General features: G+C 57.2%; 13 protein-coding genes and 7 pseudogenes. 8 read left to right on the top strand and 12 right to left on the bottom strand.

Annotated features, from left to right (window positions below):
* Positions 1-156: 156 nt before the first annotated feature.
* Positions 157-597 (bottom strand): annotated as a pseudogene (locus A3AS_RS0125365) (sigma-54-dependent Fis family transcriptional regulator); the annotation flags it as partial.
* A 336-nt stretch (positions 598-933) separates the two neighbouring features.
* Between A3AS_RS0125365 and A3AS_RS0125360 the strand changes: the two are divergent.
* Positions 934-1,962, top strand: a complete 1,029-nt coding sequence (locus A3AS_RS0125360) for an IS110 family transposase (protein WP_018320359.1) — start codon at positions 934-936, stop codon at positions 1,960-1,962.
* A gap of 1,256 nt (positions 1,963-3,218) precedes the next feature.
* On the opposite strand, the gene A3AS_RS0125345 is transcribed toward A3AS_RS0125360, so the two are convergent.
* From A3AS_RS0125345 to A3AS_RS49220, 5 genes and pseudogenes are all read right to left on the bottom strand, one after another.
* Positions 3,219-4,253 carry an IS110 family transposase gene (locus A3AS_RS0125345; RefSeq protein WP_026202341.1) on the bottom strand — a complete coding sequence of 345 codons (1,035 nt, stop codon included), beginning with the start codon at positions 4,251-4,253 and terminating at the stop codon, positions 3,219-3,221.
* Positions 4,254-4,450: 197 nt separating this feature from the next.
* The gene (locus A3AS_RS47575; protein WP_157644382.1) at positions 4,451-4,720 is read right to left on the bottom strand and encodes a hypothetical protein; all 270 of its coding nucleotides are present in this window, start codon (positions 4,718-4,720) and stop codon (positions 4,451-4,453) included.
* Between the two features lie 76 nt (positions 4,721-4,796).
* Positions 4,797-6,479 carry a methyl-accepting chemotaxis protein gene (locus A3AS_RS0125335; RefSeq protein ID WP_018320354.1) on the bottom strand — a complete coding sequence of 561 codons (1,683 nt, stop codon included), beginning with the start codon at positions 6,477-6,479 and terminating at the stop codon, positions 4,797-4,799.
* 380 nt (positions 6,480-6,859) lie between these two features.
* A pseudogene (locus A3AS_RS43810) lies at positions 6,860-7,187 on the bottom strand (NYN domain-containing protein); the annotation flags it as partial.
* A 672-nt stretch (positions 7,188-7,859) separates the two neighbouring features.
* Positions 7,860-8,027 (bottom strand): annotated as a pseudogene (locus A3AS_RS49220) (ArsR family transcriptional regulator); the annotation flags it as partial.
* A 105-nt stretch (positions 8,028-8,132) separates the two neighbouring features.
* Between A3AS_RS49220 and A3AS_RS0125320 the strand changes: the two are divergent.
* On the top strand, positions 8,133-8,336 hold the full coding sequence (locus A3AS_RS0125320; RefSeq protein WP_018320352.1) for a hypothetical protein: 204 nt from the start codon (positions 8,133-8,135) through the stop codon (positions 8,334-8,336).
* Between the two features lie 844 nt (positions 8,337-9,180).
* Here A3AS_RS0125320 and A3AS_RS49215 read toward each other — a convergent pair.
* Both A3AS_RS49215 and A3AS_RS47565 read right to left on the bottom strand, forming a co-directional pair.
* Positions 9,181-9,381 (bottom strand): annotated as a pseudogene (locus A3AS_RS49215) (NYN domain-containing protein); the annotation flags it as partial.
* A gap of 392 nt (positions 9,382-9,773) precedes the next feature.
* A complete protein-coding gene (locus A3AS_RS47565) occupies positions 9,774-10,634 on the bottom strand; it encodes a hypothetical protein (protein ID WP_157644381.1) in 861 nt (286 codons plus the stop codon).
* 186 nt (positions 10,635-10,820) lie between these two features.
* On the opposite strand from A3AS_RS47565, the gene A3AS_RS0125300 reads away from it, so the two are divergent.
* On the top strand, positions 10,821-13,457 hold the full coding sequence (locus A3AS_RS0125300; RefSeq protein WP_018320348.1) for an EAL domain-containing protein: 2,637 nt from the start codon (positions 10,821-10,823) through the stop codon (positions 13,455-13,457).
* 18 nt (positions 13,458-13,475) lie between these two features.
* Here the strand turns inward: A3AS_RS0125300 and A3AS_RS0125295 are convergent, their stop codons facing one another.
* Both A3AS_RS0125295 and A3AS_RS0125285 read right to left on the bottom strand, forming a co-directional pair.
* Positions 13,476-14,453, bottom strand: a complete 978-nt coding sequence (locus tag A3AS_RS0125295; protein ID WP_198293727.1) for a DMT family transporter — start codon at positions 14,451-14,453, stop codon at positions 13,476-13,478.
* A gap of 1,479 nt (positions 14,454-15,932) precedes the next feature.
* A pseudogene (locus A3AS_RS0125285) lies at positions 15,933-17,884 on the bottom strand (putative bifunctional diguanylate cyclase/phosphodiesterase).
* 900 nt (positions 17,885-18,784) lie between these two features.
* On the opposite strand from A3AS_RS0125285, the pseudogene A3AS_RS0125275 reads away from it, so the two are divergent.
* Positions 18,785-19,549 (top strand): annotated as a pseudogene (locus A3AS_RS0125275) (ferredoxin--NADP reductase).
* 751 nt (positions 19,550-20,300) lie between these two features.
* Here A3AS_RS0125275 and A3AS_RS47560 read toward each other — a convergent pair.
* Complete coding sequence (locus A3AS_RS47560) at positions 20,301-20,564, bottom strand: hypothetical protein (RefSeq protein WP_157644380.1); 264 nt, start codon at positions 20,562-20,564, stop codon at positions 20,301-20,303.
* 611 nt (positions 20,565-21,175) lie between these two features.
* Between A3AS_RS47560 and A3AS_RS48495 the strand changes: the two are divergent.
* The 3 genes and pseudogenes from A3AS_RS48495 to A3AS_RS0125255 all read left to right on the top strand — a co-directional run.
* Positions 21,176-21,379 (top strand): annotated as a pseudogene (locus A3AS_RS48495) (site-specific integrase); the annotation flags it as partial.
* Between the two features lie 173 nt (positions 21,380-21,552).
* Positions 21,553-21,837 carry a helix-turn-helix domain-containing protein gene (locus tag A3AS_RS0125260; protein WP_018320342.1) on the top strand — a complete coding sequence of 95 codons (285 nt, stop codon included), beginning with the start codon at positions 21,553-21,555 and terminating at the stop codon, positions 21,835-21,837.
* Positions 21,834-23,117: a type II toxin-antitoxin system HipA family toxin gene (locus A3AS_RS0125255; RefSeq protein ID WP_018320341.1), complete on the top strand. Its 1,284-nt coding sequence runs from the start codon at positions 21,834-21,836 to the stop codon at positions 23,115-23,117. The genes A3AS_RS0125260 and A3AS_RS0125255 overlap by 4 nt, the downstream gene beginning before the upstream one ends.
* Here A3AS_RS0125255 and A3AS_RS0125250 read toward each other — a convergent pair.
* The gene (locus A3AS_RS0125250; protein WP_157644379.1) at positions 23,103-23,690 is read right to left on the bottom strand and encodes a hypothetical protein; all 588 of its coding nucleotides are present in this window, start codon (positions 23,688-23,690) and stop codon (positions 23,103-23,105) included. The genes A3AS_RS0125255 and A3AS_RS0125250 overlap by 15 nt on opposite strands.
* 253 nt (positions 23,691-23,943) lie before the next feature.
* Between A3AS_RS0125250 and A3AS_RS0125245 the strand changes: the two genes are divergently transcribed.
* Complete coding sequence (locus A3AS_RS0125245; RefSeq protein WP_018320339.1) at positions 23,944-24,183, top strand: hypothetical protein; 240 nt, start codon at positions 23,944-23,946, stop codon at positions 24,181-24,183.
* Positions 24,184-24,588: the final 405 nt, after the last annotated feature.

Raw genomic sequence — 24,588 nt, 5'->3', positions numbered from 1 at the left:
CGCACGCATCCGGTCAAGCTCCGCCCGCGGACGGAACGATGTGAAACACATTGCGACCGGCGCTATCCCCCGGGTACCAACGGTGCGGTAAACCGACCATGGTCATGGCGTCACCGGTGCCTTCCATCGCATGAAGGCCCGGAAGCATTAGGATAGGATAGTTTCACTCGCATCACTGGAGGCGGCGATCTGCTGGGCGAGCATGATCCGCCGCGCCATCTCGTCGTCCCGGTAGACAAAGTCGCGGGCCTCGTCGGCCACCGTTACGAAAATCGCTGCGATCAGTTCCGGTTCCGGCGGCAGCGGGATATATTCCTTGGCGCCGGCACGGATCGCCGCGGCCGCGGCGCGGGCGTCGTTGGTGATGCCGCAGGCGACGATCGGCACGTAAATGTGCTCGGCTTCCAGCCGCATTGCGAGGTCGCGGATGTCGAGCCCGACGTCGACCAAGAGCAGGTCGGCACCCTCGCCGCCGCGCAAAACCCGCATCGCCAGTTCATAATCCTCGGTCTGGGTAACGGTCGCGCCATTGTCGATGGCGATCTTGGTGGCTGTCGTGAGCTGGCCCTTCAAGGTGCCGACAATAAGAAGCCGCATGCTATTATCCTATATGTCTGTTCGCGTCGTCCACGACGCGAGTCTATGAAACGTCACAATATGCTTTGCATTTGTCATGATGACGCCGAGCTTGTCTTTCAGCACCACCTCGACGCCACTAGGCGGTGATTCCTCAGTCAATCTACGTATGGTTGCTGAGTACCGGCCGCGGGTCAAGCTCAAATCTGCACCGTGCGGTGCGCCCGGAGCACCACTTCTATTGGAGTATCAATCGGCGTCCCAAATTGCAGACGATGACGTAATTGCGGTCGGCGCCCGCGGCACGAAAGGTCCGCTATCTTCAAGCCTTCCGCAATCTTAGGAATCGGAGGGGCTATGAAGCAATATGTTGGGCTGGATGTCTCGCAGAAAGAAACGTCAGTATGTGTGGTCGACGAGGTAGGTCAGGTCTTGTTCGAGGGAAAGGCCAAGTCCGACCCCGGGGCGCTCACGGCACTGCTTCGCAAGCGAGCTCCACACGCCGAGCGCATTGGTTTTGAGACCGGGGCGATGGCGAGTTGGCTCTGGCACGAGCTTCGTAGGGTCGATCTTCCAGTGGTTTGTATCGACACTCGGCATGCGCACGCGGCTTTGTCAGTGCGCATGAACAAAAGCGATCAGAACGATGCTCGAGGTCTGGCCGAACTGGTACGGGTTGGCTGGTATCGAGAAGTCAAGGTCAAGAGCGAGGAAAGTCAGAAGATCCGTGCGATACTCGTGGCAAGATCCCGGCTCGTGGCCATTCGTCGAGATATTGAGAACCAGGTCCGCAGTCTGATCAAAGAATACGGCTTGCTGTTCCCCCGTGCGATCGGACTGCAATTCCGCAATCAGGTTCGCGAGCTATTGGGTGAAGATCATCAGCTCCTCAGTGCGATCGCGCCGCTTCTGTCGATCCATGAGCAGATCTGCAAGCAACAAGGCACATTCGACAACGAAGTCCGCCAGTTGGCGAAGTCGGATGAAACGACGCGTCGCCTAATGACGGTTCCTGGTGTTGGCGTGGTGACTGCCTTGACGTTCCGCCATACGATCGATGATCCATCGCGCTTCCGATCGGCATCAAGCGTCGGCGCCTATCTGGGTCTTACACCGCGGCGCAGCCAATCTGGCGAAACGGACATCAATGGCAAGATATCCCGATGGGGCGACCGTCTGCTCCGGACTTACCTGTTCGAGGCGGCGACGGTGCTGCTTTATCGGACCAAGAAATGGTCTTCTCTCAAGGCTTGGGGAATAAAGCTTGCCAAGCGAATTGGCATGAGAAAGGCAAAAGTCGCCATCGCCCGCAAGATCGCCGTGATCCTCCACTGCGTCTGGGTCGATGGCACACCGTTCGATTGGGGGCAGGCGAAGGAAGCCTGATCCTATTTATTAGCTCCTGGTCCGGTTCGCCGGACTAGCGATGTCCCGCTGGGACGGTGGTTGTGACGACCTCGTTCATTCGGCTGGTGGCGGCTCGACCGTACCCCGCTGCAGACGTTGAGGCGTCCGCCCCGGACATCATCATGAGGCGCTGCGCGACCTCGGAAAGGACCATGACCCCAGCGATGGCATCAGGCCCAACGACGCCAAACCGCAACCGGACTGGCATCGTCATCACCCGCGCTCGCCCTGTCTACGCAATGGCCGGCTCCGACAGGTCGAGCGCTACCGCCTTCAAGAAAGGAGACACCACTTGACATCAAACCGCAATTAAAGGGCCGAATGACACGGCATAAACGGCTTAAAGACGTCGATACGAAGACGGATTGGGGAGCTGGGCGGGCTCCGTGTAGTGATCCAGAAGTATCACCAGCTCCCGTCTTTCAATTCGAATTTCTTCGATTTTCACGAGGGATGGATATATGTCCTCGGCGTGGGAGTTGTCGTCGCAATGAGCTTACAAAGTCAACGGCGGGCCGCAATCCGCGCCCCGCTACTCATTCGCGAGGCCGCGTGCGATCCATCCAAAAAAGATACCGATATAGCGGAAACGAAGACGGCTAAAGCAAGCGCCACTCTTTCGGCCAGCAAGAAGCCCATGACGCCTCCTGAGTGTGCTCCTATGGCCATGACAGCCAACAGCACAGGATAAAATTGCTCATTATCACTCTCACCCGGGTGAGATTACTCCGTATCGCTCGTCCGGCTCTCGGCTCTTTTCTTCACGCGGCGGACCAATCGGATTGGAGGGGACTGTATTCGCTCATTGTGAAAAGGCCTCCACTTTGGCTGACCGTCCAACAAATACCCCGCCCCGCCCCATGGAGGCTCCATGGAGACAAGGGCGGGGCCGCTCCGCCTGCCCCCCAAGGGCGGGGAGCCACGCTGCCGCGAACCGCGCGCTACTATGCAACGCCCGGCTTGTTAGGGCGCGTACTCATCTGTGGACGCCCCGCCGGATGCAAGCGGAATTTTAGAGGAAGATTGGCACGTAGTCGGATGCTGCCATCTGTCCGGCCTCTGATGCAGCGATGGAGCTGCGGGCCTGTATGGGAGTTCGCGGACCGGAACCAAATCATAAATGCGTGCTCCAGGCACGATGAGTACATCTGGTTCTTCCAGCCCCGTCTCGCCGACTGTTGCGCCATACTCTCCTTCGACCGACTGCACCTGTGACCACCTTAGGCCCGCCAGGCTCACGCCTTCGCGGCGACCGGAGCTCTGTAGTTTTCCTGCTTTACAAGTAGCGCCCAGACGATCCGCGCCATCTTGTTGGCGAGCGCCACCGTTACCAGCATGCGCGGTTTGCGAGCCAGCATCTGTTCGAGCCACGACCCCTTTGGCCCGCCCCGTTTGCTTGCCTGCTGCACTACGGCGCTGCTGCCGATGATGAGGAGGCGCCTGAGCGTGCGCTCGCCCATTTTGGATGTCGCGCCGAGCTTCTGCTTGCCGCCCGTAGATCTTTGAAGGGGCGTGAGACCGAGCCAGGCCGCGAAGTCGCGACCTTTGGCAAAAGTCTCGGCCGGCGGTGCTAGAGCGGCGATCGCGGTGGCGGAGATCGGGCCGATGCCAGGAACGGTCATCAGCCTGCGCGATACTTCGTCCTCGCGAGCGCGTCGCGCGATCTCTTTGTCGAGATCTGCGATCTTGCCGTTGAGGCCGGCGAACAGGTCTAACATCAATCGGAACATGGTGTGGGCCGCTTCGGGAAGCGAGCTGGCCATCGCTTCTGCGTCGACCAGGTCGGCAAGCATCGACACATGCGACGGACCTTTGGGTGCGATCCAACCATATTCAGTAAGGTGTCCTCGGATCGCGTTGATGAGCTGGGTTCGCTGCCGCGCCAACAGATCAGGGGTTCGGAACAGCAGACCCGCCGCCTGCTGCTCTTCGCTCTTCATGGCCACGAACCGCATGCTCGGCCGCTGCGCCGCTTCGCAAATCGCTTCGGCATCGCTCGCATCGTTCTTTTGCCGCTTCACGAACGGTTTTACATAGGCGGACGGGATCAGCCGAACTTCATGGCCAAGCTGGGTCAGCTGACGAGCCCAGTGATGTGCTCCACCACATGCTTCCAGCGCTACCGTGCAACTCGGCTGCGCCGCGAAGAAATCCAGCAGCTTTCCTCGGCTGATCCGCTTGCTGAACATCGCTCGACCCCGCCCATCCGCTCCGTGAAGTTGAAAAACGTGCTTGGCGATATCCAGACCGATTGTGATAACTTCTGACACGGACGCCTCCCTTAAGTGGTGCTCAACACCTCCACTTTGGCACATCGATGCCGTCGGGCGGGGCGTCCACCCCATCATGAATCTTCGTCGATGCCGGCTTCGCTCTGGTACCCGCCGCCTCTGTGCAACCGCAGCAAAGGTCGCGATGGGCCACTTGGTGACCTCACTGGCTTCCGAACTGTGTCTCCATCATGAGGCTACAATTGCTCGACCTGTTCGCGCAAATGGGAGAGGTGCCGTATAAGCGCCGCCAGCTTCTGCTCGAAATCATCCTTGATCGGTCCGGCCGGCAGTCGGTCGCGAATTTTGTCGGCGCCTATCAGGGCTGTCTGAAGATGGCCGACGGCGGTCCACAGCCTCGCTTTCGTGAGTCTGTCCAGTGCCCCCGCAAGAACGCGCTCACCTTCTTGGACCTCGAACGGTAATAGTGGCCGACCAGCTGGCTTGAAATGAACGACCGTCCCCATGGCTATCTCCAGATCTATTTTGGATTGCTGCGTGATTGTTGAATAGGCGGCGCTGGAAATGGCTCGAAATGCGCGCTTAAGCGGCCTGGATGGCAGCGAGAAATCTCTGGACTTCGTGTTCCAAGCGACTGCGCTCTCTCGTGAGAGACTGCGCGGACGATAGCACCTGCGAGGATGCTGATCCTGCCTCGACTGCGCCCTGTTTTACTTCAGTTATGTTCGAAGCGACTTGTACCGTTCCCCGGGCGGCATGCTGCAAGCTGCGCGAAATTTCTCCGGTCGTATTGGCCTGCTCTTCCACGGCGGCGGCAATTGCGGCCGTAATCGCCGAGATGCGATCTATTGTTGTGCTGATATGTTTGATCGCGTCGGCGGATTCCTGCGTTGCGATTTGTATTTCGCTGATCTGCTCGCTTATCTCGCTCGTCGCCCGCGCGGTCTGGCCGGCGAGGGCTTTAACTTCGGAAGCAACGACCGCAAAGCCCCTGCCGGATTCTCCAGCCCGCGCCGCTTCTATCGTCGCGTTCAGAGCCAACAGGTTGGTTTGCCCTGCGATGGTCGTGATAAGGCTGACAACATCGCCTATGCGCGTTGCTGCCGTGGACAATTTGTTGATCCGATGATTGGTTTCTGCAGCCTGACGAACCGCTTCGCTCGCGACTTTGGTCGATGCCTCAACCTGTCGGCCGATCTCGCTAACGGACGATGTCATCTCCTCAGTAGCGGACGCAACAGTCTGAACGTTGAGAGATGCTTCTTCGGAGGCCGCGGCCACTGTTGCCGAAATATGCAGGGCTGTATCAGCAGTCTTAGATAGAGTCTCTGCAGCCGCTTCCAGTTCGCCGGAGGAAGTGGATAGCGCGGCGACGAGTTCGCCGATCATTGATCGGAAGCCGCCGGTAATCTTGTCGATCCGCTGACCGCGTAAGATCTTAGCCTCGGCCTCTGCTGCGGCAAGCTTGTCCGCGGCTTGCTTTGCGATGAGGGACTCTTTGAAGACCTGCAGGGCAGCGGCCATTTGGCCGATCTCGGTATGCTTGGCCCGGCTATGGACCGCCACGGTAACATCGCCGTTGGCCAATGCCCGCATCGGCGCAATGATGGATCTAATCCCCATTGAGATGTCGCGCAACAGCAATAGACCGACGATAGAACTGAGTACCAAGGTGAGGACAAGAGTCCCAACAATGAGAGCAAACGCGAAGGCATAGGTCTGCTCAGCACTTTGACCGGCGGCCGCTGCACGCTTGTTGTTGATGTCCATTGCCTTCAGCAGGGCCTGTCCGCTGTCCTGACGCAGCGGCTGCATTTGATGAACAATCAGATCGCTGGCAGTGGCAATATCATTCCTGCGGGACGCAGAGAGCACGTCTGGAACTTGCGCGACATACGCGCTCCAGAGTTGTTGGAAGTCCGTGTAAAGCTTGCGCTCTTCCGGAGAGGAGAGCAGCAGCTCGTAGGCGACGCCCTCCTTTTCGATGTCGCGCGTCAGGTCGGCAAGAAGCTTCTCGGCTGAGGCTTTCTTCGCGGAGTCGGATTCCAGAATGTGATCCCGCACGACGCTGCCATATCGGATGGTGTAGGCTCTGAGGTTACCGAGCAGGCGGACCGCGGGCAGCCAACGGGATTGGAATTCAGCGACGCCCCCCTGGATGAGCCGCATGTTGCTGATGGCGAGCAGGCCAGTGCCGCCGAACACGAGAAGGAGCAAAGAAATAACGACGACGAGTTTGCTCCTGATCGAATAGCGCGAAAGCATGGCAAGGGACTCCTGCGAAACGAGCGACAGCACAAATGGAAAATATTGGAAGACGATGTTTCCTAAACGTCGTCATGCTGCAGGCCATCCAGTAAATTTTTTACCAAGATTTAGTTGAAATTTTTGTTACAGCAATCATTGATTGCACATCTTTTGCGCAAGGCGGGCTAGGATTTAGGCTGTTTGGAAATCCCTGGAGCCTGCGTAGGAGGACATCGCGCATCGATGGAATCGGGCGGATGGGCGTTTCCACCGTGAGCGATGAGCGCGGCCAGGCCAGGACGTTGCGTTTGGCCGGCCCCTGTGATTCAAACTCGCCGCGCACTGGGGGCTCGAATCATGCCCTACGAACTCGCCGACCATGAATGGATCGCCATAAAGCCCGTGAACAGGACGATCTGGTCGATATGCTCGGCAAGCTCCATGGCGTCGACCGCCAGCTCGATATCCATGTTGCCCTTGACCTTGCGGCGATCGCTGGCGTCGATGAATTCCTTGGTCAACTTGGTGACAACCGTGTAGCCGGTATACCTGAGCCAATCGATGAGCGGCCTGATTGGCGAACATTCCTGTTCCTCGCAGCACCGTGCCGCGGCTCTGAAACTCCCCGAGCAAGCGCCTGCAGTCAATGTCGAAGCCAAGCGCCTTGCAGGTTGCGTGAAGGTTGGCGCCGTCGATAAAGAGCGCGATTTTGTCGAATGGTGACATTGGCGTTTGACCGCTCCCACCACTCATTCGCCTAGGCCGCGTGATCCATCAAAAAAACGGTTGAAATGAGCGCGCCACGCCAGATCAGAAGCAATCGCTGCCATCAGCGCGCTTGATCAGTCCATCCCGTCATCAATGTGTCTCCTGGCCTATCCTACGCTTTAAAAATTAAGAGCCCTGCCTCATGGAGCATAAGGGCAGGGCCGCTCCCCGTGCTCCCCAAGGCGGGAAGCCACGCTGCTGAGAAACAGCGCACCAATTGGACGTCGCTCAGAGACTCAGCGGGCGTTCCGATTGTCGCCCCTCGTCGCTCTTTACGACGTTGCGCAAGACAATTTCGGAAAGCTCCACAACCAGCTGTTTGAGACGCGCAATCTCTTGCTTGCAGCGCCTCAATTCGCGCTGGTCATCTGTCTCCGATGTTCCAGGGTGGCTGCTATTGCTGTCTTTCATGTTAGGACCATCGGACCAGCGTCACCTTCCGCACAGCAAGGGATGACTTCACCATACGACGCTAGGGTCGGACTCCAGCGACAAATACCTTAGTCCCGCGGACCGTGCTACGACAGATACAGTACGTAACGAACGAACAATTTCGTTTCTCGCCTGAGTCCGTCACCTCGGCGGTGCGTTTCGTACAAAAGTCATCATAAACATCACGACCGCGCCGTCGGTAACGTATAGAACGAAGTCCGCATCTCCCGTGATATCGAATCCGTTGACGACCTCGGCTGACGATTTGATGGCCTTCTTGAATCTAGCGATGATATCTGAACGCTCCCGCTCCATAGTTCCTAGCACAAGCACTTGAACAGGCCGTCCTACCGCCTTCGTCGAAAGGCTGCGTAAGAGCCCCATCAGTTCAGAGTTGTAAGTCAGGGATGTTGGCATGCACGGGGGAAGGTTCAGAACCAGATCCAGCGCAGGCAGGCGCGGAGGAGACGAATGACCGTCAGCAAATATCAGTTCAGTCACGAGTTGCGGCAGCTGATCGAGAAGCACATCAGCGCGGCGAGCAGGTTCGAAGACTACGTCCTTATCATCGGGCAGTTAGAAGAGGCGAGGTACATGTTGGACCTGGAGGCCGAGAAGTTTCCGGACGAGGAGGTCGACGCCTTGAATTGTAGCGAGCGCTTCCCGTCAGTTTAAAGGACAGTACCCGCAGCGGATCTAGACATGGCCCGGACCGCAGTCATCGTCTTCGGCTGGAGGTGCTGAAATACACCGGAGAAGCCGGTCAAATGGAGGATTAGGTGCGAACGTGCGTCTCGTTGCATGAAGCGATTAAACAAAACGCTCCAATGTGAAGCCGACACGACGCAAAGTGAAGCCGAGACGACACACTCAGGTAAGAAAGGAGATTGTTCGTTCGTTTCGTGCAGTGTTGGTCGAGCAAAAGCGCCCAAAGCGCTGGCAAAGTCAGTGTTCCGGCCAAGCCCGAACAGGGGAAACGCGGATGGGAATATAATGTTCGAGCGCGATGGTGACTTGATCTCTCAACTTCTGCTTTACGCGATCTTGTTGCTTATTCTTGCGTCTCTGATGATCGCTGCATGGCAGACTGCAGGATGACAGAAACCGATCGCCGCGAGTTGCTGGAGACGTTGATCGAGCGCGATCGTGGCAGGAAAGTCGGGTTCGGGCGGCAACACTCTCTGGTGCGTAACAATCATTCCGTTGATCCAATTTCAGGTTCGTAGCCCGAATGACAGCCTCGAACACTGTCGCGCTCTTCATCGACGGCGCGAATCTCCATGCGACCACCAACCAGAGCTGCGAAACCTGGCATTTCCCCATGGGTGCGTCCTTGCTAACGGTCCCGGCGGCATCGTTCACAGACTTTATCAAAGGTGCATTTTAGAGGGGTCCAAAGGCCACAGCCCAGCCGGGGATTAACCCAGGTCAGCGAACTGTGGTGACGGGTATTGGTGCCGGCCGGCTAGGCGTTGCGTTCCTAGAAATGCGGATGGGAGCGGCGGATTCCGCGGGGCGTTCAGAGTCTCTCTGGCACTCCGATTTTTCGAGCCCGGCGCTCGTTCTGACGTGGGTCTAACGGATCGAACAGATTGCGACCCAGCTTCAGCTTCGACTGTGCCAGGTCGATAAATTCGTCCGCCTGCCGTCGAAGTTCGTCGGCTATCATTGGCGTCTGGCTCGCGATCGTGGACACGACAGTCACCCGCACGCCGCGCCGCGTGGATTCGCGCAATCATGCCACAGCGCAGGAGGGAGCTTTCGATCAAAGTCGGGTTGATGATGATTGTCTGTGTCGTTATCGCTTCGGAGCCGGCCTACGCGGCGCGAGCAACACTGGCTGCGCAAACGCCGCAAAGTGCCAAGGGCAAATAGTACGCACGCGAGATGGCAAGGGCGGTCGCGATTGGATGGGCGCACCCGCGACCAGATCTGAGCCGCGTGTCTTGGTCGATGATGGTCGCTTGACTTCCTACACGAGCCTCGAAATGCCCACGCGTTATCGACATTCGCGGAGCGAGGCTAGATCAGGCGGCCGCTGTTGTTGCACTTCGGGGCTCATGCGGCGTGAAGGAATTTCAACCACTAGCGCGGCCTTTCCAATACGCGAGACTAACTTGCTCGCTGTTCGCAGGCGGCCGTATCTGGGAAGAGAAACCAAGGTTTGATGCTGATCCCTTTGCGAAGCGAATACATGTAGAAGATTGGAAGGCTTTGGGGAAAAAGCTCTCGAAATTCGCTTCCATTGAAGGTGATGAAAATTGAGTCAGGAAATGCGCGTTCGACCGCACGCTTTTCGACCATGTTCATCCGGTAATATTCTAATGCGCCCTCTTCACAACTTCCATTTCCACGATACCATTTCATCGCGCTAGCAAGCAGCCGCTGGAACGTCGGCTCCGGTACGATCTCATCGATTAAAGGACTTGTGTTATCCGCTTCCACGGCCTTGGTGAGGTCGCCCAACCAACAACTCTCGAAACCGCGTTCGCGGGCGCCATCTGCAACCTCATCAAAATATTGGCGCATGTTCTGTGATGAATGTCCGTTCAATTCCGCATGGGTATCGGTGAAAATCAATCTTAGTGCTGCCCCGGGCGCGTATGTTTTACTGATTCGGTGGGTGAAGGCAGCCAAATAGTTCAGACATTCGAAGTCTGGCTTGTCGATGTTGGACCGCGGACCTTTGCCCCAATAGAGCACAAACGGAACAGGATTTCTGACCGCTATTGATTTGGAAATGCTCTGCAACATCGCAACCGAGTTGTCAGGTTGCTCACGCTTAAAAGCCCAGGTATTGAAGGCTTGCAGGACCTTTTCTGGCGCGATCTCCTTGGCTCGAGGAGTGACAGGCACCGCAATTTGGATTGATCGTCCGTCAACAGCTTTGTTGCCAAAGGGTTGCGGACAAGCCGTTATTTGAGTGTTGGTTGATGTGTCTTCTTTCGAAACAACCGTATCGCAACCCGACATATGAACTCCGAAAGAAGGTCTTTTTATCGCGGGTTAATAATCGGTTATTTTTCTCAACGTCAACTCGGAAGAGTGGTGACCCATCTATTAAGGTTAACCTTCCACGCTCCGGTGGCCGATCAATGAAGTTAAGTCGCCCGAAATATCCGACGAGTAAGCCCTGCCGATAGGGGGCCTGTTTTCGGCATGAATTTACAAATCCTAGAGCTGCCAAAGCTGATTGCTGAGCGTCGAAGCTCGGCAATTTTCGGCCTGGTGATCATCACCATGATGTGGGCAGGAGTTGCTGTAAAATACTTCGGCGATGTTCGGGGGGACCAAAGAGAGGCGCATCGGGACGCTCATAACTTTGCGCTGGTATTCGAAGAGAATGTTCTTCGATCAATCGGAGAAATTGATAAGGCGCTCCTATACTTGCGACGGAGCATTGAGACCCGGAAAAGTACGGTTAGTTTCAGTGCTATTGCCAACACGACCGACGTGCTGAGCGACATCATCGTCCAAGTCGCCATTATTGATGACAAGGGAATTATGCGCGCGTCGAACAGCGGTCCTCAACCCGCGCCTGCCCTGGATCTGGGTGATCGGGAGCACTTTAAGTTTCATGTGAACAACATCGCGGATCAGCTGTTTATCAGCAAGCCGGTGGTTGGCCGTGCCAGCGGAAAATGGTCCGTGCAATTCACGCGGCGCTTCGTGAACAATGACCAGACGTTCGGCGGCGTCGTCGTGGCCTCGCTCAATCCGGACCATTTGACGAAATTCTACAACAACATCAATTTTGGATCGGCGGCGGCGATCGCCCTGATCGGAAGTGATGGTGTGGTTCGTTCGAGTGGCGGGAGCGCGGTCGGTTACGCACTTGGAGACGATCTTAGCGGAACAGAATTGCTCGACCAAATGCGAGCCGGGGTCGAAACTACATTTGAGAGCGTTGATCCTGCCAACAACGAGGCGCGTTTCATTACCGTCCGCAAGGTCAAGGGCTATCCATTGTGGGTCAGCGTTAGCTTGAGCAAAAGCCAGATCTTGGAAAGCTCTCGGAACGCCCTCAAATTGAATTCGTTGGTGGGCACCGTACTTACTTTGCTGGTTCTCATTGCTCTTGAGCAGCTTCTACGGATAGACGCGAAGGCAAGACAAAAAGCGAATCAGCTTGACCTTACGCTCGAGTATATGAACCAGGGAATTATGCTGGTTACCTATGACCAGCAGATTCCGATTATCAATCGTCGCTGCGGCGAGTTGCTCGATTTGCCCGTAGAGTTCATACAGAACCCACCAAGAGTCGATCAACTCGCCGAATACGAGACACCGACGGGCAGATTGAACGCGGCGTCTGTTCGGATCTTGGCAGATCTTGTCGCAGGAGAACTCGGCGTTAGCGAACGAACGATGCCGGATGGATCAATCATCGAGATTCGCAGGGAAAGTCTCCCCGATGGTGGATTCGTGCAAACCTTCACTGACGTCACGAAAAGATCGCGCGCTGAAGCAGATGCAGTCCGCCTTAGTTCTGAGGATTCACTCACCGGGCTCCCAAACCGGCGGATGTTCCGCTCCATGCTCGACCAGATGAGCCGCCGGCAACCATCGTCAGTAGACAACCAGCAGCCAGCGGCGGAATTCGCCGTCCTGTTTCTTGATCTCGATCGTTTTAAAGCTATCAACGATACGCTTGGCCATCAGACCGGCGACTTGCTTCTGCAGGAGATGGCCCGGCGCCTAAAGAGCACGCTCGGTGCAAATGAAGTGCTGGCACGCCTCGGTGGCGATGAATTCGCAGTTGTTGTGCCGACGGTTGAGTCTCGACCAGCGATCGAGGCCCTGGCGAATAGCATGATCGAGGCAGCACAGAAGCCCTTTGAGATTGGCGGCCACCGAATCCGTTCTGGAATCAGTATCGGCATCGCCATTGGACCGTGCGATGGAGCAAATTGCGACGACCTTCTGATTGCCGCCGATCTGGCACTATACGCGGTCAAAGCCCAAGGTCGGGGCAGCTATAGATTCTATCATGCTGCAATGAACAGCGAGCTTAGGCAACGACGGCGGCTTGAGATCGATCTGCGTGAGGCGATCGAGCAAAATGAGATGGAATTATACTATCAGCCCATCCTCAATTTGAGGAGCAACATCATAACCGGATTCGAAGCCCTGGCGCGATGGCGCCATCCGGTCAATGGCATGATACCGCCGGCAACATTCATCGCGGTAGCGGAGGATACTGGACTCATTCAACCTCTTGGCGAATGGGCTCTGAGAGAGGCGTGCCGCTGCGCCGCGCACTGGCCGAACGATCTTACGATAGCGGTCAATCTTTCTCCGATTCAGTTTGCAGCTTCCAATCTCTCCGAGGTCGTGAGACACGCCCTGGCGGAAACCGGACTTCAGCCGCATCGCCTTGAGCTTGAAATTACCGAGGGAGTATTCATGACCAATAATGAATCCACCCTATCTACCCTGCGTCAGTTGAAGCAACTCGGCGTCCGCATTTCTCTGGACGATTTCGGTACCGGGTATTCCTCTCTCAGTTATCTGCGCAGCTTCCCATTCGACAAAATCAAGATAGATAGGTCGTTTGTTTCTGACCTTGCTGAAGGCACCGAGCACGTTGTGATTGTGCAAGCCGTGGTGAGTATTGCTCGCGCTCTGGGAATGACCACGTTGGCAGAAGGCATCGAAACCGTCGGACAGTACGAATTTCTCGCGGCGCTCGATTGCGACGAAGGGCAAGGCTATCTGTTCAGTCCGCCTGTTCCAATGGCGAAAGTTCCTGAAATGATTGCCAAATGGTCGCCCGGGCGCAAATTTGTCGCCTAGAGTTTGGGACCCGCTCGTTTAGCCAGCGACTTTCTGAAGGCTGTATTCTCCAGTTTGTTCACCGGAGATCAACTTCTTAGTTGGTCGCCGAGCCTCGTGCACGAGCAGGAACAGGCCCGATGCAACAACAATGCCGGACCCGATCAGAAGCCAAAGCGTCGGTACGTCGCCCCAAACGAAAAATCCGATCGCAAGTGCCCAGACGAGCGTCAGGTAATAGAATGGCGAGACGGCGGCGGCCGGGGCTAGGTGAAGCGCTTGCGTCCAAAAATATTGTGCCGCGGCGTTTGTAAGACCGCTCAGGGTCAACATGACTGCGTCAACCGGCGTCGGCATCCGGAATCCAAACAGCAGTAAGAAGGAGTGAAAGAAGGTTACCGTAAGCATCTGCCACATCAACAGCGTCTTTGCAGACTCAGTTGCGGTCATTCCGCGAACGGCAACCGTGACGCTGCCATACATAACCGCGTTTGCCAGCGCAAACAATGCGCCAATCTGCAACGAATCTGCACCTGGATTTACCACAACGAGAACCCCGACGAATCCCGTTACCAGCGCGCTCCAACGCGCGATTCCGGCACGCTCCTTGAGCCAGATAAAAGACAGCAAGGCCGCCCACAACGATGCAGAAAAATTGATTGCGATCGCTCCTGCAAGCGGCATCAGACTAACGGCGATGACAGTGAACGTCTGCGAGATCGACTGCGACAACCCGCGCGCAAGGTGGGCGCGGGGCCGCCGAGTCTTAAAGACTGACATGCCCGTTGCCGGAAGGATCAATGCGGCGCAGAGAACGAACGCAGAAACGGAGCGAAAGAACATAACCTCGCCAACTGGATAGAGAGCGGCTTGCCATTTCGATAGTGCGCTCGATAGTGCGAACATCACGCTCGCGGCGATCATGCAGTATATTCCGCGAACAACGTCATCCTTCCGTAAGCCGGGAATGGCAATTGGGTTCTGCGGATGGTGGGCGGTGTCCGTAAGATCGCTCATCATGCGTTCCATGAAATTGGAAAGATAGCGTCAGCGTTTGCCGCGCGACTATTGCTCGCGACCCACTAGCAAAAGTTGGTCTCGCTTAGCTTTAAGTCTTAAGGAAGTGTTATGGGTAACAGAAACAATTCTTGGTTAATTTTCGCGAAACATGGCGGCGTCCCATTGCCGAACAGCCGAGCCAAACACCCCTTGCCTGGCCCCGTGCTCCCGTCAATTGCCGAGGAAATGACTAAAAGTGTTCATTTTCTTCGAACTAAATCTGGAGCCATTCGGGATACGTTGCCGACACTGAAATCTGAATTGGGTCGGAGCGGAAATCGTGAAAGTTGAGCTTAACGACGTGCGTTCTGGCAAGGGAGGTAAAATTCTCGTCTCTTCACCCTTGATATGCTTGGACGGAACGTGGTGGGCAATTGATGTCAACGATCCAGATCTAGAATCTCATTTGAAGCAGTCGGCTCGCTGCGGCGTTGTGCTGTCAGCTGTGCGTGAACGGAAAACCATTAATGGACCCGAACTGCAGCGCAAGGGACGCCAGCGTCGATCGGCTCAAGACGGCGGTGATCGAGGAGCAGAAGCTCGATGCGGTCGAGATCGTACAATAGGCGTTGATGGCGACTGTCGTCGCGCGCCAGGCGAGCTCGGCGAACAGTCGCGGTAGGCGCTTATAGAGCACAAAACGATTGTCGCGGTAGGGCTTATTTGCCAAACCTGAAGGTCAGCCAGTAGGACGCCGCCGGCCCTTCTGGCCTCTGGTTTAGATGGCCATTTTGACAGTCGCACGCATCGCGCTTCTAAATGTTAGGTCCTCGTTGAGCGGGCTCCGTTCATTTCCGCAGAGCATGTTGGGTCTCGCCGGAGAGTTCAGCCAGCTGTCGTCAGTGTATGGATGTCGCTTCGGCTGTGGTCGCTGGATCGACGTGGAACAGCGGAAGCTAAGGTCGAGATAGGTTTCTAAGATGGTAGAGTTCCTATCATCTTCATAATCATGGTCTGATCCCCACTGCGATGAGATTGCCTGTCCCGATCTCGTCCTCCAGGAGCTTTCAGGGGGGCACAGCGATCTCGGTGCGCTACGGTTCGGGCAGCGAGTCCACGTGCGGCTTAGTCTACTCGACGAGGTTGAGAAGTCACGGAACGCCAGCGGTTGAGGCTGCTGGTCGAAGACGTTGATACGGCTATTCGTACGCAAAATGACGCGCCAATTATCATCGTGGAAGTGGTTCGTTATTTGCGGAATGCCCTGCGGAACGGCGCCTTCGCGCGCCCGACGTACCTACCGATAGACCTTCGACCTAGTTGATCGATATCGGCCTTACCCTTGACGCTTAACAACAAGACGGTGTGACGAACTTGGTGCAGTAGGGTGCTATCGCAAGTTGGTCACATTCCTGTCCTGGGATTATTCAGCTAGCGATGCCAGCGCCGCACGCGGCGTCGCGCTGCATGATGGTCTGTCGGTTTGGCCAAGGCGTTTCAAGCGGCAGGCGTCGACCATTGCTTATTTTGGTCGAGCAGGGCGAAGATGCGGTCGGCTGATACCGCCCGACCGATGAGATATCCTTGAACTTCATCACAGCTGGTTTGGCGCAAACACTCGAGCTGCTCGGTGGTCTCGACGCCTTCCGCGACCACGCCAATGTGCAGATCCTGCGCTAGCGTGATTATTGATTTTACGATCGCAGCGCTATCCGGCCGTGTCAGCATGTCGCGTATAAAGGATTGATCGATTTTGATGCGGGTGTAAGGCAATTTTAGCAAATAGGTCAGCGACGAAAATCCCGTTCCGAAATCGTCGAGCGCCACCGTCACCCCCAGTTGCAGGAGTGAACTCAGGATCGATGACGCCGGCCCGTACTTTGAGATCAGCATCGACTCCGTTATTTCGATTTCAAGCCGGCTAGGGGCGACTCTGGCCTGCGTCAGGGCCTGCACGATTGTTTGCAGGATGCTGGTGTTATGGAATTGAGCTGCAGAGAAGTTCACGGCGACCCTGAGATCAGAGGGCCAGTTCGACAGCGTTGAACAGGCGCGTCGGACTACCCACTCACCGATCGGGTGGATCAAGCCGGTTTCCTCGGCAATTGGAATGAACTCAGCCGGCGAAATGACTCCCCGGACAGGGTGTTGCCAGCGCAGCAAGGCCTCAAAGCCGGTTACTCGGTTTTCGCGAATATCAAAGAACGGTTGGTAGACGAGAAAAAGCTCGTCTCTCCCGATCGCCTCCTCCAGATCCCTTTGCAGCGCCCTTCGATCGCGCGCTGATTTGTCGTCGCTGACTTCAAAGATGCGAACCGTTCCGGGTCCCGCTTTTTTTGCGCGATAGAGCGCAAGGTCGGCATTTTTCAGGAGCTCATGAGGCGTATCGCCGTCGCGCGGGGCCAACACGATTCCGACGCTCGTCGTGCCCGCGACCTCGCATCTTTCGATCAGGAATGGCTCGCCGAAAGCGCCGACGAAGCGCTCGGCGATTTCCAACGCGTCTTCTACTTTGGCCAGATTGGACATAATCAGCGCAAATTCGTCCCCGCCGATCCGCGCGACATTATCGATCTCACGCGCGCATCGCTGCAGTCTCGCCGCGGCCTGAATGAGAAACTCATCTCCTGCGGGGTGGCCGAATTTGTCGTTCACCTCCTTAAAGCGATCGAGATCAAGGAGAAAAACCGCGAATCCCTCGCCCGATCGAGCCAACCGGTTGAGGGCAGCTTCGAGGCTTTCGTTGAAGGCGAAACGGTTCGGCAACCGGGTCAGGGAATCCCGCCGGACTCTTCGTTCGGCTTCCAATTGAGCAATGGTGCGTTTCGTGAATTCGAAAGAATGGGCGAAAACGCCGCGCAGAAGCACGAAGCCATAGGCCACAACGAGGATAGCGACGAGCAGATAGACGAAATCGCCGTTTCTGCCGAGGCAGATTGCCGTACCCACGAAAATCGGAGCCGTGAATGCAACGGCCGCCACCGGAATCGTAGCGAAGGCGAATGCTCCGCCCGCGAGCATCCCGGAGCAAAGACATGTGATCACGAGTTGGCCGCCATTCGAGGCGTCGGCGAAGAAAGCTACCGGAAGGCTGTTCCAAGAACGAGCGCATTTCGCACCAGCCGATGCATGGCCTGTCGGGAAACGAACTGGGGCTTCGTAATCCGTCGGGATAAACGCGCCTTCAAGCCTATCGATAAGGCGCCGCAAACCACGGCAGCTGCCCAGATCAACGCATAGTTTCTGTTGGGCGAGTGCCAGAAGGCAATTGCAAGCACCGTCGCATTGCAGACGTTGGCTAGCATTATGCCCAGGGAATAACCAAGCACGAGGGAGATCTGCTCCGCGCGAATGTGCCCTGCGACTGCTTCATCAGTCGCCGGGCCGCCGAAAGCCGCCAGATCCCCCGCGAATAGCTTTGAGAGATACGAGCTCAGATATGTCCTCATCTGCGACCCCGCAGGACTGGCTCTAACGTTGCCGCCAGTACTGAAAGGTCGCGGCAAACATTTGAGAAAAGATAAATTCTTGAAGTTCGCCACGTTCGGCGCGGGATGGGGTGGCCGAACTCATTATTTCGGTAGCTAAGGCAGGGCCGACAGCTGGGGTCGACCCCTTGTCCTCTGTCACCGTAAACGCGGGGCATAGTTCTGTACGTTGCGTACTGATCTATGCCTTTAATCGATCGCCGAATTCAGCTCAGCGACCATGATGGCAGCTTGTGCGCTAACCTGCGGTGGGGCGGTATGAGATCGATAGTTCTCGACGAAAATGAGATGCCGAACGCATCGTAAGTTACGGCCGCCTGCGCCGACGACTTTCTCTATCGATAACGTCGGTAGGATGACGCAACTCGTGCCGATCGTGACCGCCCGACATCGCGCCGCCTTCCCGCGTCATATCCGATAGAACGAAGCAATGCTGCGGGTTCAGCCCCAAACACGCACGATGCGAACGCAAGGGCAGGTCTAATGTCGCCAAGGCCATAGAGGTGATGTGGGCGCGACGATCTCCGCATCCCTCTAACCGGTGTCCCATTCCCGAGACCTAAGTACGAGCGCTGAGGCAGAAGGCGCTTGAGGCGGTGGCCGGCTATTTTCTCGTCAAGCCAAGGCGGGACTGCTGCCCTCGCTCCTAGGAGCAATCGTGGGTGTTTCATGCGCAATCGTGACCTTGTCTCCGACAGCTTCCTGACACTGACTGCGGTCGGTCTGGTGGTGCTCTGCTCGAGCCTGCTTGCTTTTGCGTTCGGTTAAAGCGAACGCGCTCGTTGCGTTTGGCGCCTTCACCATGATGTTTCCGGAAAACAGGTGCCCGGATCACACTCTAACCTTCGCGGGAGCGGTGAGATGAGCAACTTCAGCCAGGAAAGCGTGCTGAGCGTTCATCACTGGACCGACAATCTCTTCAGCTTCACCACCACGCGGAATCCATCGTTCCGCTTCCGCAGCGGCGAATTCACTATGATAGGGCTCAAGGTCGACGAAAAGCCGCTGCTGCGTGCCTACGGCCTCGCCAGCGCCCATTAAGAGGACCGGCTGGAATTCTTCTCGACCAGGGAGCCGAACGATCCCTTAACCTCGCGTCTGCAGCATTTGAAGGAAGGTGACAAGATCACCGTGAGCCGCAAGGCGACCGGGACGCTGGTCATCGACAATCTCGAGGATGGGCGCAATCTCTATCTGATTGGCACCGGCACTGGTCTTGCTCCGTTTCTGAGCGTGATCAAGGATCCTGAAACCTATCTGCGATTCGGAAATGTCGTGCTGCTGCACGGCTGCCGCCGCGTTGCCGAGCTTGCCTATGGCGAAATGATCACCGAGAAGCTACCGAGCGACGAGCTGCTCGGGGATTTCGTGCGCTACCAGCTGATCTACTATCCGACCGTTACCCGCGATCCTTTCCGCAACCGCGGCCGGATCACCGACCTGATCGCGTCAGGCAAGTTGTTTTCGGATCTCGAACTGCCGGAAGTCGAGCCGCAGCATGACCGCGTCATGATTTGCGGCAGCCCTGCGCTGGTGCGCGATACCCGCGAGCTGTTGGTGGGGAGGGGCTTGGTTGAGGGCAGTCACGGCAAGCCGGCGCAATTCGTGGTCGAAAACGGCGTTTGAACAGTAGCCCTAGATTGCGTGAGATCGAGCCAGGGCCTCAACTGTCACCGTCGCCCGCCGGTGGCCCTTTAAGGGTGCTTGTTCTTTACCCAGTTTGCAGGCTCGGAAAATCCGGCGCCTTTGGCGATCTGGCCGTGCACTTTGCTCACGCTGCACTCGCGCGAGAGTCCGCTGTCATGTGGCCATGCCGCTGTCGCTATCACTGCCCCTCCTGTCGGCTACTCTTTTAAACGGTCTAGTCGCCCGCGGGGCACGCTCAGCAGAAGTCGGAGGACCTGCAACAACATCTCGAAAGCTTTAGCAACGAGTCCGAACAGGACGGCGCAATGCGATCGATTCCATCTGTGTTGACGTACCACTTGCCGACGTCCGCTGGTTGGAGCCATTCGACTCGTCGAATACCGCGCGCTATTCGATCTGACTTCACAGCCCGATCCGCTTCAAGTTCTGTTTGAGGGCGCGTGCGGCAGGCTGACAGGGGACACTACCCGTCGAGATCATGGAGCCGCGTCTTGGTGGAAAGCTCGCCAGCGCCCTTAAATCTTCTGATTGTACTGGCCGACTTCGTGTCAATCGGCGTTCAAATTTGGCTCTCGTCTGCTTTGACGCGGCTTTGATGCAGCACCATGCTATTCTGCGCCGATTAGTCTGGCCTGAAGCAGCCGTGTCAGGCACCGTGCTGCTGGGCTTGCTAGCCGCCAAGCACTTTTAGCTTGGCATCGGGTCCGGCGCACCAGCGCACCCGACCCACCTAACCGAACATAGCGTCTCGCAGCCGGCTTGCCGTTCTGGTAGCGCCCAACTCCCGCTGACGCGCGTCACGTTGCGCTTTGAAAGCAGCGACGAAGGCCTCAAGGCCGGCCGAGGTTAAACCGTTCTCAGTGACGAGACCCAGCCGCGTGAGGTTGACCGTCTCGGTCAGGCTGTCGCCATGCGTGGAACCTCCGCCGTACAGCTTAATGACAATTCTCTGCTCCTTGCGAGACAGCTTGTTCCAGAGCGTCAAGTCGGGCATCCCATGCCTCACGCGAATCGCTGCATGACACTGATGAATTAGCCGATCGCCCAGAGGCGAAATCGTGGCAGCGGCCTCAACGCTGTGAGTAGAGGCTAGTTTTTTGTAGATGCCCTGATGGTACCGAGCTCGCAACGCGGCGATCATGGTCGTGCACGGAGCCGACCCGCGCGAGAAAATGCGAGTTCGCTTGCGCATCTTACATCGCCGACGCCCGATCGCCAACAGCTTGCGCGCGAGCCGACTGGCGTAAGCGGGAAGTGGCGCGAATGCGCCGCGATTCTTGAAGATCGCCTGATGCACGCATCCGAGTGTCTTTGGTTCGTCCAACTCTGGTCTTGACGGCTATGCCGGGCTCAGGCGAGGACAGTACATACTCTACATTCACCCTTAATTTATTTGGCAGGCCCGCAATTCTGATCCGGCACGCAAGTGCCCCTCGTTACCGCAAGCACTTCGATTTGAGGCCGGATTTTGCTCGATGCTGTTGAACTGAGCTTTGCAAGAGATCCCGAAATGGCGGAGCTAATCAATGCTGTCAGCCCATCAACGAAGCTGTGCTTTGTAGGCAGGCCCGCACATCGATCCCCGCAGCTTCGAATAAACCCTAATATTCCGGGCTGCACTCACTGCGGCACTTCTTCGCGAGCTGGTGTATCAACCGCAAGGTCGATGGCCGCCTCGAATTGCCGCCGAAGGTGGTTCAGGAGCGCCTTGGTCATTCGAGCATCGCGGTGACCCTGGACATCTACGGTTGCCTGTTTCCGCGTCATGATGACAGCGAGGAACTGGCCGCAGCGGAGCGGCTATTGCTTGGTTTAATGCCAGGTTTTATCTGGTCTAAGGTGTTGAAAAGGTTGATACTTCCTGACCTTGCTATGTCGTCGATCGATGACATCTCGAAATGTCGCCGAAGGACGACTTTTTCGGTTGTCAGCGAACGGTGACATACGCTAACGTAAGCGAACGCTGACATTTGGATTGCCCCATGCTCATACGTACACCTGCCGAGCTCGGCGCCGTCATTCGCGACAAACGCAAACGCCTCAAGCTCGACCAGTCGACACTGGCCAAGCGCATCGGCGTCAGCCGTCAATGGGTGATCGAGGTCGAGCACGGACATCCGCGCGCAGAGCTGGCGCTTGTCCTCCGCGCTCTCGACGTCCTCGGCATCCCTGTGGACGCAAACAGTGGAATGCCCACCAGCCGCGGGTCAACCTCCGCGGTTGATATCAACGCCATCGTCACCAAAGCGAAGAAGGGCAAAGCATGACGAGTGAACTTGTCGCGCTCCTGGACGGCAATGAAGTTGGCCGGGTGCGCAGCGATGCCCGCAGCCGGCTGACCTTCGTCTATAACGACGACTGGCGGGGATCAGCGGGAGCTTACCCTCTCTCGCTGTCCATGCCCCTTGCCGCACAGGAACACGGCCCTGCCGCCGTGCAGGCCTTTCTTTGGGGGCTTCTGCCGGACAATGAGCGCGTACTCGATCGTTGGGCAAAGAAGTTCCAGGTCTCAGCTCGCAACGTCTTTGCTCTCATTTCCAATGTCGGCGAGGATTGCGCCGGAGCCGTCCAGTTTGTAACGCCGGATCGGCTGGAAGATCTAAAGACAGGCAAAGACGACAAGATCGAATGGCTGGACGAGCCCGAACTAGCAAACCGGCTTCATGCGTTGCGCGAGGACCATGCTGCCTGGCGTCTGCCCCGCGACACGGGCCAATTCAGTCTTGCAGGCGCCCAGCCGAAAACGGCTTTTGTCCTGAAGAACAAACGATGGGGCATTCCGTCCGGACGCATTCCGACCACCCATATCCTGAAACCGCCGACAGGCCACTTCGATGGTCACGCCGAGAATGAGCATATTTGCCTGCAACTCGCGCGCGAACTCGGGCTGCCGGCCGCTGAAACCAACGTGATGTGGTTCGAAAAGGAAATCGCGATCGTGGTTGAACGCTACGATCGGCAAGTCCGTGGGAACGACATCATCCGCGTGCATCAGGAGGACATCTGCCAAGCCATGGGCATCCTCCCGACCAAGAAATACCAGAACGAGGGCGGACCAACGCCCGCCGATGTGATCGAGCTCCTACGCACCTACTCGACAGACCGCGAGGCTGACCTTGAGACGTTCGTCAGCGCTTTGGGCTTCAACTGGCTCATTGGAGGCTCCGACGCTCACGCAAAGAACTATTCCTTGCTTCTGGCTAGCGGCCCGCACGTACGCCTCGCACCACTCTACGACATAGCCAGCATTCTTCCTTACGATCACGTCGACCAGCGGAAGGTCAAACTCGCCATGAAGGTCGGAGGCGAATACAAGCTCGATCAAATTGGGCTGCGCCAATGGCAGAAGTTCGCGCGCGAAATGCGGGCTGACGCGGATGTGGTCATTGGGACCTTGATCTCCATGGCCGGGCATATCCCCAACCTCGTGAACGACATCCGCGCGCGCGCGCAAAAGGAGGGGTTGGAGAACGCCGTTATCGAGCGATTGGCAACGGCTTTAACCAAACGAGCCCAGGACTGCGAACGCCTGCTAAAGGGGACCTAGTTTTTGGGGGCTGGCGAATAGACCAGCACCAGCACCAGCACCAGCAGCCGCATGATGATCGTCGGCGTCGACATCGAGACTGCGATCATCGCGGCCATGATCGGCGCCGGCATTGCCGGCGCCGCTGATCATGATCTTCATGCAGGTGGTCAGCGGCAGTTTGGGCCGCCCGGTGGAAAGCGATTCGGAGCTTTCTTTGAGATACTCGACGAACGGGCTGAGCTCGCTACGAACCCGGTTTCCGAACATCCAAATAGGCGGAATCCGGGACAAAAAGGGAAGGTTTCCGCGCGCGATAAGCTCATCGAGATAGGCGCGCCGGTCTCTCGGCGAGTGATAGGTCGCCTCGAAATAGGAGGAATATTCAGACTCCGACCCCGCGGCCGGAAAGCCGCCGCTGGCATCGAAATGTGCCTGCAGCCTGCGCTGGACGGCGGGTTCCCCGATGTCGGTGGATCGCCGAGGGCGATAGGTTCCTTTGCGAGCGATAGAGCCGCTGCTTGAGTCGCAGATCATGTCGCCGGCGGACTTGATCCCGGCAGCCCGGGACGCCCCGGCGCCGAGAAACCACATGATCTGCACTCCGCGGAGCTGGAAGAGGAAGGAACGCCGGAATGTCAAGCGGCCGAATGCCCTCGTCGTCCGTCTCGGGTGCAAGGGCGGATGTGTCCTCGGAGGGAAGCGGGCGGACAAGACCTGACGCCTTTATGGATCGGGCGGAGCTTATGGTGGTGACCTCAAGTCAAATGGCAATCAAATCTTTGTGGTATCTGAAGACGATCTGTCCCGCTTGCGCTGGGGTGTCCGATACCGAACGTTTGGTCCAATGGCCGGCAAGGAAAAGGTAGGAGGCGTTTTGAACGAGCCGCGGCGCGTCAGTGCGCAGTTCGATGTTGTTGGCGATCTCCTGTGGCAGGCAGCCGCGGGCCGGCTGCCAGAGCTCGGATTGATTGCGCTTGCCCGGTCGGGTCGGATCGGGCCGCTCGTCGAGCTCGCGATGGCTGTCGTTGCCGCGCCCGACGCCTATCGGGCCGTCTCGTCGAGCCGCCGGTATTTCAGCAAGTGACGCGCGCGCTTTGCGACAGCGTAATCAGCGGCGCCGCAGCCCGTGATCGCGCTGGCGTGTTTCCCCTGTCCCGCCTCAAGCCCGGGAGGGACGGTGCAGACGAGAGCGCCTGGGAGCAATGGACCATGCACGCGGAAAACGCGGCGGCGGTGAGCTCAGCCGACCAGTCACTATTCTTTCCCTTCGCACTAATTGGACTGCCGTTCATGAGCGAAATCGCCCCTGCTATCTCAGGTGGATGGGCCACTACGATCCTCGATTTGCCGCAACAAGCAGATGGCAACGCTCGCTGGTCGACTTCTATTAGATGTTCTACGCCATCTTCGTCTAGCTGCCGTGATACTGCACACTTGGGAATGGTGACTTCGGCGGCCCATGGGCTTTCGTCCGATTAGTACCAATAAG

Source organism: Bradyrhizobium sp. WSM2793, from assembly GCF_000379585.1.
Taxonomy (GTDB): domain Bacteria; phylum Pseudomonadota; class Alphaproteobacteria; order Rhizobiales; family Xanthobacteraceae; genus Bradyrhizobium.
Note: the sequence above shows the minus strand (reverse complement) of the source record. Positions and strands in the feature narration are given on the sequence as shown.